Origin of the sequence: Nostoc sp. PCC 7107, from assembly GCF_000316625.1 — a bacterium.
Taxonomy (GTDB): Bacteria; Cyanobacteriota; Cyanobacteriia; order Cyanobacteriales; family Nostocaceae; genus Nostoc_B.
Genome location: NC_019676.1, coordinates 2,772,760 through 2,787,799, shown reverse-complemented (window position 1 = coordinate 2,787,799; position 15,040 = coordinate 2,772,760). Strand labels below are relative to the sequence as shown.

The window sequence follows — 15,040 nt, the reverse complement described above, 5'->3', positions numbered from 1 at the left end:
TTTTGAGTATTGCTAATAATATATAAGTAGAAACCCAGTATCATCAGGCCTTTAAGCTATCAACATTGTCCTAACCTAAGTGACTACGACTATAAAAGAATATTAAAACTATGCTCATAATTAAAAATCTCAATAAATCTTACGCTAAAAGACAAGTATTACAAGATTTAAGCTTACATATAGAACCAGGAGAAATTTATGGCTTACTCGGTGCAAATGGTGCTGGTAAGACAACCACAATTAATATTATCTGCAACTTACTCAAAGCTGATAGTGGTAATGTGACAATTAACCACCAGCCAATTTCAGATGCAACCAAAAAAATTATTGGCATTGCACCCCAAGAAAATTTACTATATAAAACTCTAACTTGCGAAGAAAATTTAAAATTTTTTGCTGATATTTATGGATTAGATAGAAAAATTCGTCAGCAACAAATAGAAACTACTCTGGCGGCGGTAAATTTATTAGATAGGGCAAAAAGTTCTGTAGAAACTCTCAGCGGTGGAATGCAGCGGCGGTTAAATATTGCAGTGGCTTTAGTACATCAACCAAAGTTAGTTATTTTAGATGAACCAACTACCGGGTTAGATATTGAATCTCGCTACGAAGTTTGGGAGTTAATTCGGCAATTGAGCAATCAAGGAATTACCATTTTATTGACGACGCATTTATTAGATGAAGCCGAACGTCTGTGTAATAAAGTTGGTATTCTCAAAAATGGGCAAATTTTAGCTGAAGGAAGTTTAGCTCAGTTACGTAAATTAATTCCAGCCGCCGAAATTTTAGTAGTCAAAACTGCCCAGAAAGAAGAAGCGATCGCCCGCGCTCAAGAATATAATTTTACGCCTAAATATTATGGTAATGAGTTAGCTTTTTGGCTACCAGAACCACTAGAATTAAAAGAAATTCTTGCCCATTTTGAAGGTATAAATTTTGAGGCGATCGCTCGTCAACCTGTGCGTTTAGAACATATTTATTTGGAAGTTACACAAAATCCTTATTGTTGATGATTACATCATGCGTATGTGTCGGCTTCGATAGCCAATAATTATCCGCGCAATTCTTCGGTTGTAAACTCTTGCAAATTTGGGTATTCATCTAGTAGTTTTCAATTGCATTCATGACACATGCTTAATGATCAGCATTTCTGATAACAAGAAAAACTCCTATTATGTAATTCCTTCTCTAGCTATTTTTTGTAGTCTATAAATAGCATGATTAAAATTTTTTTCTACTTGTTTCTTTGTATTTGCTGAGGAATATTAGATGTTTCTCGTCTTACTTCTTCAACTTGACTAACTTCAAAAACTAAGGTGAAGGCTTGACCCATTTCCTTTTTAATAAATGCTTCTAAAAGACCTACTTGTGTTGATGTTACAGGTTTCTGGGCGCGGACACTTAAGCGAACTTGTGGTGGATTAGTCAGCCAATTAGTATTAGTTTTTAGTAGTTCCAAACGCTGAAAAGTTACAGTGCGATTTAACAAAGCTCTTTTTAAAGAGTTTTCTAGTTGTGCTTGTCTAAATAATTGGGTAAAGCTCACTGTTAAAGGTATTAATAAAACCCCTGTCAAAGCTAATGCCCATAATAGTACCTTACGTGCGCGACGAAAAGGCGAATAGCCAGCAAATAAAAATGTCAACATACAGGCAAGACTAATGCCTAACAGGTTCGTCAGATAGAGCAAAGTTGCTCCTAAACTCAGAGACCAATCAGATTTTGCTAGACCTAAACCAATAACACAAATTGGTGGCATTAAGGCAACCGCTATTGCTGTACCTGCGACACTAGCAGAGATTTTTGAATTTACCTTCGCGTAACCACTAATACCGCCTGCGGAAACAGCAATGCCCAAATCCAGCAAGGTAGGTTTAGAACGAGATAAAACTTCACTACCAAAACTAGGTAAATTAACTAGCCAACCTATACTATAAGAAATTAAAAGAGCTAATAAGGTGCCGAATAAAACTGCGATTGTACCTTGACGAAATAAGTTGACATTGCCTACCAATGCACCAAAAGCTAAAGCTCGAATTGGCAACATTAAAGGGGCAATTATCATCGCCCCAATAATTACCGCCGTACTATTGGAGAGTAGACCAAATGTAGCGATAGCACAAGAACCAATAATTAAAATTAAATATGTATTATTAGGCGTAGATTCTTCAAAAAACTCCCCTACAAGCTGTTGTAGTTGTAAAGGTTCCACTCTTTTTTTCTTGAAATTTTTGAAGCGGTTACGAAAATTATTAATCAAAGTAATTTCCTAAAATTAAATAATTTTGATAAAAAATTTTAAACAAGATTTCTCATAAACATATCTCTCTCAAGATAAAAATTTACAATACAAAAATTTAGAATGATTTAAAGTAGGTTTTTAGCATTTGTTGACTATGAGACTGATATTAGTTGAGGATGAAACAGATTTAGGTGCAGCAATTAAACAAGTTCTCAGTCATGAGGCGTATGTAGTGGATTGGTTTTTGGATGGGACTCAAGCATGGCAATCGCTAAAAGATGGCTCGACAGAGTACACATTAGGGATTTTTGATTGGATGCTGCCTGGAGTTTCTGGTATAGAGTTGTGTAAGTGGTTGCGATCGCGCCAATTAACTCTACCTGTGTTGATGCTAACTGCTAAAGACCGAATGGAAGAAAAAATTATTGGTCTAGATAGCGGTGCAGATGATTATATAGTTAAACCTTTTGATATGGCAGAATTGCTGGCAAGATTGCGAGCCTTACAAAGGCGGGCTGCTTACACAGGAATATCGATTATACCCCAAGTTCAAACCCGACGTTTACAAATAGGTTATCTGACACTTAATTACAACACTCATGAACTAACTCGCCTGTATCCTAATGGTGAAAAGCAAATATTAACTTTAACTATCAAAGAATTTCAATTGTTAGAATATTTTATGCGTCATCCGAACCAAATTATCAACCGTGACCAGATTATTAATCAACTTTGGGAAATTGGTGCAGCGCCAGTCAGCAATGTAGTAGCAGCGCAAATCCGTTTATTGAGACGTAAATTAGGAGAAGAAGATAGCGAAGCTTTGATAGAAACTATTTATGGTGTCGGTTATCGTCTCAATATTCCGGTAACAGAAATAGGCAGTTAATTAATATGAGACGTAATCCTATTTTCTCCGAAACTAGATTGAGATTAGCAGCTTGGTATACCCTAGTTATGAGTAGTATTTTAGGGTTATCTGGCTTAGGCGTTTATACTGTGGTTGCCCATACTTATTATGAAACTATAGACCAGGGATTAAAATCAGTAGCCAAGGCACTCCATAAAAGCATTGAACCTGCTTGGCAACAACCTGGACATTTACAAGAACTAGCTAAAGAACTTTCCTTAGAATTATGTATAAATCCGACAAACTGCTTGCCGAAAACAACTATTATTCAACAACCAATAGAAGAAGCAGGTAATCAGGTTAATTACTATATACGCTTATTAGATAGTTCACAAAAAGTTTTTGCAAGTACAGATATACAATTTGATAATTTACCAATTACCTTATCGTCACAAAAGTGGCAAATTATTACCGATGCTTTTGGGACTCGCTACCGCCAAATCACTTTACCCTTATATACTCAAAACCAAATTTCCGGTTATCTCCAAGTAGCACGCAGTATCACTGATTTGGAGCAACATCTTGCTTATTTGAGATTAACTTTGATTTTAGGATTGCCAATTTCCCTGATTTTTGTTGCTTTATCTAGTTGGTGGTTAGCAGAAAGGGCAATGCAGCCTGTATATCTTTCCTATCAACAGATGCAACAATTTACTGCTGATGCAGCTCATGAATTCCGTACACCTCTAGCTGCAATGCACTCTACTATTGAGGCTGCTATTAAGTTACAGCCAGAACCAAAATCAAATAATGGCACGTTAGATGTTCTCAAACGCCAAAATCATCGCTTATCACAATTAGTGGGTGATTTATTACTATTGACAAGGATAGATCAAAAACAAATAACCAGAGAATATCAGCTTTGTTGTTTGAATGACTTAATTAGCGATTTAATTGAGGAGTTAGCATTTTTAGCAGTAGAGCATCAAGTAAATATTTCTGGTCAGATGTTAGTTACAAAAAAAGTTTATGTTCAAGGAAATGAAGAACAACTTTATCGGTTAATTTCTAACTTAATGATCAATGCAATTCAAGCAACATCTAGTGGGGGAAAAGTTATCATTTTTTTAGAAGATAGTGAGCTTTATGCCATTATTAAAGTTCAAGATACCGGAGTTGGGATAGCGCTCGAACATCAACAACGAATTTTTGATCGATTCTATCGAATAGATCGCGATCGCTCTCGTAGTTCTGGTGGTTCTGGTTTGGGTTTAGCCATTGCTTTAGCGATCGTCCAAGCGCATAAAGGCACTATTCACGTTCAAAGTCAATCTGGTTTGGGTAGTACATTTACAATCCGGTTGCCTTTATAATCTTCCTCCCTGCGCTCTCTGAGGTTTCAAAAAGCCGTCTTTTACCGAACACAATATAAAAAAAGGTTACGCTATAGCGTAACCTAGGGTTGCTGAACTATTTCAAATCTGCCAAATAACTAACTAATCATTTATTTTGTCAAACAATCACAAAATTACTAACATTCAATGAAGGCGCACCAGATAATTGAGCCAGTTGCACCTGTCTAAATCCACCAGCGCTACCATCTTGGTCAAAATACAGCGCACCAGTCGTATTGTTATAGATAAATCGCTGATCACTGGTAGTTGCAGATGTTCCTAAAGTAAACTGACTAATCGAAAACGAACCTGCTAATAAACCACCACCAAAACCAGCCGCTGATATCTGAATGATGTCATTAGTGATGCTGAAGTCAGTAATAGTGTCAGTACCTTCATTGAAACTATTAAAGACAAAGGTATTTGCATCGCCACCTCCTGAAATAATATCTCTACCTTGGCCACCGACTAAAATATCATTGCCATTACCCCCAGTGAGAATATCATTGCCAGTACCACCGTCGAGGGTGTTATTACCTAAAGCACCAGCAGCCGAAAGATAATCATTCCCACTGCCACCATTGAGTAAGTTATTTCCACTAGAACTATCTACGATTAATATGTCGCTACCATTACCACCATTAAGGGTGTTATTCCCGAATGAACTATCAGCAGACAGATAATCATTACCATTGTCACCATTTAAAACATTAGTGCCACTGGAACCATCCACAATTAATATGTCGTTACCGGATCTACCGTTAAAAGTGTTATTCCCCGATGAAGCATCAGCCGAGAGAAAATCATCAGCATTATCACCATTCAGCAGGTTATTACCTGTGGAATCATCCACAATTAATGCGTTTCTCCCAGCACCACCATTGAGGGTGTTATTCCCAGATGAACCAACAGCATAAAGAGAATCATCACCAGTACCACCATTTAGCAGGTTATCGCCTGTGGAATAGTCAACATTTAAGGTATCGTCACCTGCACCACCAATGAGGGTGTTAACACCAGATGAACCAACAGCATAAAGCTCATCATTACCGTTGTAACCATTCAGCAAGTTATTGCCTGTGGAATCATCCGCAATTATTCTATCGTCACCTACTCCACCATCAAGATTGTTATCACCAGAAGCACCAATAGCGGAAAGCACATCATTTCCTATGCCACCATTAAGCAGGTTACTGCCTGTGGAATAGTCAACATTTAAGGTATCGTCACCTGCACCGCCATTAATCCGATCATCTCCACTACTACCACCAGAAAGTGTATCATCGCCATTGCTGCCGACAATGTTATCACTGTAGTCTGTACCAATAATATTCAGGCGTTCGATGTTGCTGTAGCTAACCCGATTTGTACCTGCGGTAATTCTGCCACTGTTAGTGGAAGCATTATATGTTGAGGAAATTGGGGCATCAGCATCGCTATAGTCAACTGAGAGATAGTCTTCGCCATCTTCCCCATCGACTGTTTGCACTGCGGTGCTACTCAATTCGGCTACAGGGTTACTGATGTAGAAGGAGTCATTACCTGCACCACCATATAGGCTATTATTTCCGGCGACTCGCTCTGCATAAATCTCATCATTCCCATTACCACCTTCCACTAGATTGTCTCCGGTAGAAGAACTGATATCAATCAGGTCATCACCTTCACCTCCACTCAGGGTATTATCTCCCGTCGTAAAGGAAGCTAGTATTGTGTCATTGCCATCTTCACCTGCAATGTTGTTGTCTCCATCACTTGCATCAATGCTGTCATCTAAACGCGCATTGCTAATCGTGATGAAATCATTGAACTGTGTACCAATAATGTTTAAACCTTCGATGTTGCTGTAGCTAATCTCATTTGTTCCGGCTGTAATTGTGCCAATGTTTCTTGCACTATTGAACGTTGAGGAGATTGGAGCATCAGCATCGCTATAATCAACGGAGAGATAATCTTCGCCATCTTCCCCATCGACTATTTGAGTGACTGTTGTGGAACTTGGTTCTTGTGAGACAGGGTTGCTGATGTAGAAGGAGTCATTACCTGCACCACCATATAGGCTATTATTTCCGGCGACGCGCTCGGCATAAATTTCATCATTCCCATTACCACCTTCCACCAGATTGTTTCCGGTAGAAGAACTGATATCAATTAGGTCATCACCTTCACCTCCACTCAGGGTATTATCTCCCGTCGTAAAGGAAGCTAGTATTGTGTCATTGCCATCTTCACCTGCAATGTTGTTGTCTCCATCACTTGCATCAATGCTGTCATCTAAACGCGCATTGCTAATCGTGATGAAATCATTGAACTGTGTACCAATAATGTTTAAACCTTCGATGTTGCTGTAGCTAATCTCATTTGTTCCGGCTGTAATTGTGCCAATGTTTCTTGCACTATTGAACGTTGAGGAGATTGGAGCATCAGCATCGCTATAATCAACGGAGAGATAATCTTCGCCATCTTCCCCATCGACTATTTGAGTGACTGTTGTGGAACTTGGTTCTTGTGAGACAGGGTTGCTGATGTAGAAGGAGTCATTACCTGCACCACCATATAGGCTATTATTTCCGGCGACGCGCTCGGCATAAATTTCATCATTCCCATTACCACCTTCCACCAGATTGTTTCCGGTAGAAGAACTGATATCAATCAGGTCATCACCTTCACCTCCACTCAATAGGTTATTTCCAGTAGAAAAGATAGCTAATAGAGTGTCGTTATCATCGCCACCTTCTAAAAGGTTATTTCCCGAAGAACGGGTAATATTTAAAAAATCATCTCCTGTTCCACCTCTGAGGATACTGTTCCCTGTGGAACTGGCAACTGCTGTAGCCGCGTTGAGGCTATCATCTCCCGCACCGCCATCTAGAATGTCGTTGCCACCATTGCCCAATAAGGTATCATTCCCTGCCAAGCCACTAATAATATCATTGCCCATTGTGCCAATGAGGTTATCATTGCCGTTCGTACCATTGATATTTGCCATAATTTTTACAATTCCATGTAATACAAAAAAGGAGAGGTGAGCATTGCTCATCTCTCCTCTGACTATCAAAATGAACAATGATTAAATTCCGTTAGAGTTAGGAATATTTAGGTGAGTGTAAATTTTATAACTCTTTCAGGAATTCAATTATGGATTGTTGGTCAGATGGACTTAAAGAACGATAGCGACGAATGACTTCCTTCGCATCACTGCGGTGGGTTCTAGAAACTTCGCTATTGTAAGGAGGACAAATCACGTCACTGGGTGAAGAGCCATAAGAAATATTGCCTACGGCACCACCTGGGGGTACTGGACATCCGCCACCCGCAGGTGTGCGACTGTCATCAGGCGCTGGTAAGTCATGTAACTCAATAGCTGCACGAATAGCATCATCTAAAGTACGAACCACTAGTGGCGCATTGGTAACTTGATTATTGGTAAATACAGTACCAGCAGGGTTGGTGTTAAATGTGAGTCTGCTCAAGTACACACGAGCATCATGTAAGAATGGAGGCCCCATTCTACCCAAGCCCATCAGAGGTGGTGTGCGGAACTCATCACCAAAAGCAGCCGCTTGACCGTTCGCAAATACATCGCCAGCTAAGTTGCGAGGAATATCAAAGGTAGCGAAGGAGCGACCTACAGCATTAGTAGCGTCTTGCTCTTTGGAAAGAGTTGGTTGATATTTTCTGTTAACAACCAGTGGATCACGAGGTAAGGAAGCCCAACGTTCTGCATCGATTTGCGGTACGTTGTGCAGAAGTAGGTCGGAGAAAATTGGCGCCCACTTATAGCTAAGATGTTGAGCAACGATCGCACCATCTCTGGTTGTGGTTGCTGGTGATTGCCCTGTTCTTTGAACTGGGATATGGCAGCTGGCACAACTCACCATAGAATTGGAACGATTAATGGCATTAGGATCGCGACCATCACCACCGCCAGGAAAGCGGCCTGGAATCATCCGGTTAGAGAAGGCTACTAAGTCAATCCCAAAAAGCTCTGCTCCACGCTTAACTTGACCTTCCGGGCTTTGTGCAGGACGAGAGCGTGTAGGATTATTCAACACTGCCAGTAGGGTGTCACCAAATTCTGGAGGAGCCGTCATCCGCAGGAAGTTTCGTTCGCTCAATGGCACACTGAGGTGTGATTCTAGTGTATTGGGGTATGGATCATTACAGCCTGGACGACCAACATTGGTGGGAGAGTCAGTTGGTTCATTCCGGTTGAGAATGCTTGTAAAACCAACTTCCCCTTGAAGACCACCTGCCACAAACTGAAGGATTTCTACGCCATTAGCCCGCAAACCAAAACGTCCTACACCACCTGCAAAGGCTGAACCAGCAGTAATATTAGTAGCCGCAGGGGTAGGGATAGTGTTGGTTTTACCAGTAATACAATCGCCTGTACAAGCGAAGATGCCTGCATTGTTGAGCGATGAGGGGATGCTTTGCGTATCAGAACCTTCATCTTCAAAGCGTCGGATGTCATTTGTCGGAATCGCCTCCATCAAACCACGACCAATATATGGAGGCCCGGCAAACTCTACCACACCTCTTCGGAAACCAAGAGAACTGAGTTTTGTTACTGGATCAATATTAGGTAGATTTGGGTCTTCAGCAATCGTCGGAATGCGTTCAGGTAGACACTGTGGGATGGAAAAACGAGTGTGTTGTACAAAACCACCAAGACGAGGTGAGGCTCCACCTCTGGCAACCCCATCAAGAGGGTCGAATATGTTCTGTTCAGGATTATAGTCACCGAAGGTTGTAAAGGCAGCTGTTAGTCCAGTGTTATTGATGGCATCAAGGTTATCGGCAGGCCGTCCACCACCTGTAGCAGGGTCGAGGGCTGTGAACTTGAAGTTAGTTGGTGTCGAACGTGCAGCACGGGATACGTTGGAAACGTCACGTACTACTCGGCTGTTGGGGGTTGCTTCTGCTGAACTCAAGTGACAACCCAAACACATCTGCTGATTGGCAATTGGCCCAGCACCTTCTACTGCGAGGTGGGGTGTTGTAAAGAAGGCTATCCCTTCTACCAAGGCCTCACGTTGTGTTTTGGTTGCAGAAGGATATACCAAAGCATCCAAGTCTCTCAGACCTAGAGGGAAAGTTCCTACAACACCAAACTTTTTCCGGGGGACACGCTCTGCTGGAGTAAATACGATTCCGGGGCCTGGCTCTGCTACATCAAATACATTGGCTGTGACCTCTGTTTGCCGTTGAGCCAGTAATGTAGCATCATCAGGCACATTGGAACCAATAGGAGCAGAAGAGAAAATACTTGCCAAGCCGATCTCTGGGAAGAGAGCCGCCGAAAATATGGCAAGGGCAAATGAACAACATACTATCAATAACAAAGTTGGAAGCTTACGCTTACGCGTAAACCTCAAGATGTTTCGCTCTCTCATAAGTTTCGAGGTTTGTATAGGAAAGTTGCTTTTTACAAGGCTGTCAATCATCAACTAAGTGATGATTTGTACTGCTGCGCTATCAGAAACATACACTACTTCAACATAAATAAAATATACAATATATAGCCAGTAAATTCTCCATCTCTTTACTAATAATTTAAGAATTGTTTTATTAGCACTTGGAAAATTTACTGAGACTCTACTAAGCAAATATTCACAAATTTAGATACAGTAATTAGGTTAAGTTTTTACACAAACGTGCGCTTATTAAGCGAGCCTTAACTCACAGGTTGCACCCTTCGCCTAGCTATTGTTGTTGACAGCAAACAATTTATCATCTTAAGTGAATATCAAGTTTATCGACTGGAGATTGTATTTGAAAGAATTTTAGGGGACTGGATTATTGTTTGATATTTGTGGCATAATTAAGGCTCGCATTAACTAAGTCAAAGGTGAGGGCTGGTGAAAAGCAATCACCTTTTTTTTTGAAACACCAGCTACTAGTATTCGACTTCATTCTCAATAACTGAAGTTTAGAATAGGGTAAATAGTAACAATTATTCGCCTCTATTTAGATTTACACAAAAATATTTAAAATACTTCAAAGCCTTGATTTAAAAGAATTTTTATTAAAAATAATATATTTTTTATACTAGAGTATCTGCTAACAATATTCAGATTTTTGCCACTGATTCAAAATATATCTTATGACAATGCTGGGTATACTCTGGCAATACAAGGCAACAATGTCTCAGGTTTGAATATTGATTGATCCAGAGGTATTACATGTTTTTCTAACTTTATTATTACTGAGTATGTAGTAATAATAAAGTCAAGTATTTGGGAAATATAAAAATATTTTACTTAGACTTTAGACGGATATAATTTTAATCTCATTTTCATTTTTTAGCAAACTGATGTTGAAAATAGTCTGTAATTTGATATATCTATCTTTAGGAGTAAATGAATTTCATCTAATTTTCATTATTACGATAAAACAAATTAAAATCCATTAATAAATACCCCAGTATTTGATATGTATATATTTAGATATAGAAGAATTTCATTTAATTTTCATTTTTATAAAAAAGGCATCAATAATGAACTGCGATTTTATATATATCCTGAGACATAGAAGAATTTCATTTAATTTTCATTTTCTTGAACGAAGTTACTTATCAGTAATCTGTAAAAAATTAGACATTTATCAGACTTACGGATGAAAACGAAAAATCAAGGGTTTGAGCAAGAGTGTAAGGGTATGGGGGAGCCACTGGCGTGTGCAGGTATCTAAAACCCGATACCATTTATGAAGTAACTATTAGCAGGGGGGGCAAGCTGAATACTCTGCGTGAAGTGTAGCGGAATATGAGTATAAAGCCCCGCCCTTGTAGGGCGTTCATCTGGGGCGAAGTACAAGCTCCCTGTTTCCTTGCCTCTTTTGACTACTTTCTTGCTCAGTTTCAAATATAAATAAGCCAAAGGACTGAATGTTTTTTATCCCATATTTATTGACATAATTCGCAGTATATGTATAGAATAGCGATTTGTGGAAACTTTACCTCATAATATAAACGCTTGGCTAACGTCATTGTCATAGGTGCTCAGTGGGGCGACGAAGGGAAAGGCAAAATCACTGACTTACTCAGCCGCTCCGCAGATGTAGTGGTACGTTACCAAGGGGGTGTCAATGCTGGGCATACGATCGTAGTCCAGAAACAAACTTTTAAACTCCACCTGATTCCCTCTGGTATTTTGTATCCAGATACTGAGTGCATCATTGGCTGTGGGACAGTCATTGATCCACAGGTTTTGATTGCAGAACTCGACCAACTAGAAAAACTTAATATTTCCACTGCCAAACTGTTGATATCTGAGACAGCCCACGTCACGATGCCTTACCATCGGTTAATTGACAAAGCATCAGAAGAACGGCGGGGAACCCATAAAATCGGCACTACAGGTCGAGGAATTGGCCCAACTTATGCTGATAAATCAGAGCGTACAGGCATCAGAGTTTTAGATTTGATGGACTCAGAAGGTCTGCGCGACCAATTAGAGTGGACAATCAATTATAAAAATGTCCTTTTAGAAAAGCTTTACAACCTACCGCCCTTAGACCCTAAGCAAGTAATTGACGAATACTTGGTCTATGCCGATCGCTTGCGTCCTTATGTGATTGATACATCGTTGAAAATATACGATGCCATTTTACGGCGACGCAACATTTTATTTGAAGGAGCGCAAGGCACACTCCTAGACTTAGATCATGGGACTTATCCCTATGTTACCTCCTCAAACCCCGTAGCTGGTGGGGCTTGCGTTGGTACAGGGCTAGGGCCGACAATGATAGACCGGGTAATTGGGGTATCTAAAGCCTACACAACCCGCGTGGGAGAAGGGCCTTTCCCCACAGAGTTGAGTGGAGACTTGGGAGAGCATCTGTGCGATCGCGGTGCGGAATTTGGGACAACCACTGGACGTAAACGGCGCTGCGGTTGGTTTGATGCGGTAATTGGTCGCTATGCCGTCCGCATCAACGGTATGGACTGTATGGCAATTACCAAACTTGATGTTCTCGACGAATTAGAGGAAATTCAAGTTTGTGTCGCCTATGACATAGATGGTGAACGTTGCGAACACTTCCCCACTAGTTCCCGTCAGTTTGCCCGTTGTCGCCCCATCTACAAAACCTTACCAGGATGGCAGAAGTCTACAAGCGACTGCCGTACCCTAGAGGACTTGCCACAGCAAGCCCTCGACTATCTCCAATACTTAGCTGAATTAATGGAAGTGCCGATCGCGATCGTCTCTTTAGGCGCAAGCCGCGATCAAACCATAATTGTAGAAGACCCCATTCACGGCCCCAAACGTGCATTACTGCACGCAAACGGCACACCCGCCTCCTTGCTGAGTGCATAGTATTTAGTCAATAGTCCATTGACCATTGACCATCAACCATTGACCATTGACATAAGGATAAATAACATGGCTGTGACAGTTGAATCTCAAAAGCGTCCAGAAGGCATTAAACCAAATGCTTTGCGTCGTTCTGGCTTAATCCCCGCCAATGTGTACGGACATAACGGTACAGAGTCTATTTCTTTGGCAATTGATGCCAAAGTTGTTGAGCGTCTGCTGAAAAAAGCTGCTGTCAACAAGACCGAAATTGAACTTAGCATTCCTGATCTGGAGTGGACAGGTAAAACAGTTTTAAAGGAAGTTCAAGTTCATCCAGCCAAGGGTACACCTTACCATTTGAGTTTTTATGCTGGTAATAATAAAGGTTAGAACAGGTGTATGCCCTGTCTTTAACAACACTCTAAATTTGTGATAATTGCTGATGATGCCAGGGGTAACACCCTGGTTTTTTGTTAAGCCAGCATAAGAAAGTATGAAGTATGAAGTATGAAGTGTGAAATTAAGAAAGCCATATACACATATCTGTTTGAACGAGATTTGTAATTGTTGCTTGATTTCATCGGCAGCATACTAGTATTTTTATTCAGCATGGAAAAACTCTTAAACCTAAAAATCTTTTTTTCCTGGCCCCTAGTCTCTAGCCTCTAACAACGAAAATATGACAGAAGTAACTCTTCCAGCTTTAATTCAACAGATGTTACAGCCGGGATTTTATCCCCATCCTGTAACAGAACCTATTCAACTCAGCCAAACCCACGTTTCTTATGTGCTGCTGACGGGAGATTACGCCTATAAGCTGAAGAAACCAGTAAATTTTGGGTTTTTGGATTTTTCGACTTTGGAAAAGCGGCGGCATTTTTGCGAGGAAGAGTTGCGCCTCAATCAACGGGGAGCCGCTGAACTGTATTTGGAAGTGTTACCAATAACCCTGGAAAGAGAAGAATATCGTCTAGGGGGAACAGGAGAAGTTGTAGAGTATGTAGTCAAAATGCGTGAGTTTCCCCAAGAAACCCTATTGAGTAACTTATTTGCACAGGCTAAGTTGAATGAAGTTAACTTGGAAGAATTGGGACGGGTTGTAGCTCAGTATCATGCCAAAACCGAAACAAATGATTACATACGCACTTTTGGCGAAGTATCGCAAGTACGAGCAGCATTTGATGAAAATTACGAGCAAACTGAGAAATATATCGGTGGCCCCCAGACACAGCAGCAATTTGACGAAAGCAAAGCTTATACAGATAAATTTTTTGCGGAAAAGTCAGAGTTATTTCAAAAACGAATTCAAAATCACCGTATTCGGGAATGTCATGGAGACTTACACCTCCGCAATATTTGTTTGTGGCAAGATAAAATTTTGTTATTTGACTGCATAGAGTTTAACGAACCCTTCCGCTTTGTTGATGTCATGTTCGATATTGCTTATGCGGTGATGGATTTGGAAGCACAAGAACGTCAAGACTTAAGTAATGCTTATTTAAATACTTATTTAGAGCAGACTGGCGATTGGGAAGGCTTAGAGGTATTGCCTATATATTTAAATCGGCAGTCTTATGTAAGGGCAAAGGTAACGTCATTTTTACTGGATGATCCTGGTGTACCAGCAGAAGTTAAACAAGAAGCGGCAAAAACCGCAGCCAAGTATTACAAGCTGGCTTGGGAATACACTCAACCCAAACAAGGAAAGCTGATTTTAATGTCGGGGTTGTCAGGTTCGGGGAAGAGTACAACCGCAAAATATTTAGCTCGACAATTTAATGCGATTCACATTCGCTCAGATGCAGTGCGTAAGCATTTGGGGAGAATTTCTTTGTCAGAACGTGGTGGAGATGATTTGTATACGCCAGAAATGACGCAGAAAACATATACACGGTTGTTGAACTTGGGAACTATACTAGCTAATCAAGGTTTCACTGTGATTTTAGATGCCAAGTATGACCGACAACAACATCGCCAAGAAGCGATCGCCAAAACACAAAAGTATCAACTTCCTCTCCAGATTGTCCACTGCACAGCACCAGTCGAAGTAATTCAAGAACGGTTGATCAACCGGACTGGTGATATTGCTGATGCTACGGTAGATTTATTAGCATCACAACTTAAACAAGCTGAAGCTTTTACTGAAGCAGAAGCACCTTATGTTTACACTTGGGATACCACTCAAGCAAACGGGATACAATTCAAACTTCTGAGCGAGAACAGGGTTTAAAGGGCAAGGGGGTAAGGTATT

9 protein-coding genes are annotated in these 15,040 nt (G+C 40.5%); 6 read left to right on the top strand and 3 right to left on the bottom strand.

All coding sequences use genetic code 11. The features are described from left to right. Positions 1–110: 110 nt before the first annotated feature. Positions 111–1,010: an ABC transporter ATP-binding protein gene (locus NOS7107_RS11805; RefSeq protein WP_015113206.1), complete on the top strand. Its 900-nt coding sequence runs from the start codon at positions 111–113 to the stop codon at positions 1,008–1,010. A 224-nt stretch (positions 1,011–1,234) separates the two neighbouring features. On the opposite strand, the gene NOS7107_RS11800 is transcribed toward NOS7107_RS11805, so the two are convergent. Then, complete coding sequence (locus tag NOS7107_RS11800) at positions 1,235–2,260, bottom strand: TIGR00341 family protein (protein WP_015113205.1); 1,026 nt, start codon at positions 2,258–2,260, stop codon at positions 1,235–1,237. A gap of 136 nt (positions 2,261–2,396) precedes the next feature. Here NOS7107_RS11800 and rppA point away from each other — a divergent pair, with 136 nt between their 5' ends. Both rppA and rppB read left to right on the top strand, forming a co-directional pair. Continuing rightward, positions 2,397–3,131 (top strand): two-component system response regulator RppA, encoded by a 735-nt coding sequence (rppA, locus tag NOS7107_RS11795; protein ID WP_015113204.1) that lies wholly within the window; start codon positions 2,397–2,399, stop codon positions 3,129–3,131. Positions 3,132–3,136: 5 nt separating this feature from the next. Continuing rightward, positions 3,137–4,465, top strand: a complete 1,329-nt coding sequence (gene rppB / locus NOS7107_RS11790; protein ID WP_015113203.1) for a two-component system sensor histidine kinase RppB — start codon at positions 3,137–3,139, stop codon at positions 4,463–4,465. 139 nt (positions 4,466–4,604) lie between these two features. On the opposite strand, the gene NOS7107_RS11785 is transcribed toward rppB, so the two are convergent. Together NOS7107_RS11785 and NOS7107_RS11780 are read right to left on the bottom strand one after the other, a co-directional pair. Next, positions 4,605–7,475 carry a calcium-binding protein gene (locus NOS7107_RS11785; RefSeq protein ID WP_172641461.1) on the bottom strand — a complete coding sequence of 957 codons (2,871 nt, stop codon included), beginning with the start codon at positions 7,473–7,475 and terminating at the stop codon, positions 4,605–4,607. A gap of 124 nt (positions 7,476–7,599) precedes the next feature. Next, on the bottom strand, positions 7,600–9,765 hold the full coding sequence (locus NOS7107_RS11780) for a di-heme oxidoredictase family protein (RefSeq protein WP_044499928.1): 2,166 nt from the start codon (positions 9,763–9,765) through the stop codon (positions 7,600–7,602). Between the two features lie 1,701 nt (positions 9,766–11,466). Here NOS7107_RS11780 and NOS7107_RS11775 point away from each other — a divergent pair. The 3 genes from NOS7107_RS11775 (at position 11,467) to NOS7107_RS11765 (ending at position 15,019) form a co-directional block, all read left to right on the top strand. Next, a complete protein-coding gene (locus tag NOS7107_RS11775) occupies positions 11,467–12,810 on the top strand; it encodes an adenylosuccinate synthase (RefSeq protein ID WP_015113200.1) in 1,344 nt (447 codons plus the stop codon). Positions 12,811–12,876: 66 nt separating this feature from the next. Then, positions 12,877–13,179: a 50S ribosomal protein L25 gene (rplY, locus tag NOS7107_RS11770; protein WP_015113199.1), complete on the top strand. Its 303-nt coding sequence runs from the start codon at positions 12,877–12,879 to the stop codon at positions 13,177–13,179. A gap of 289 nt (positions 13,180–13,468) precedes the next feature. Beyond that, complete coding sequence (locus NOS7107_RS11765) at positions 13,469–15,019, top strand: AAA family ATPase (protein ID WP_015113198.1); 1,551 nt, start codon at positions 13,469–13,471, stop codon at positions 15,017–15,019. Positions 15,020–15,040: the final 21 nt, after the last annotated feature.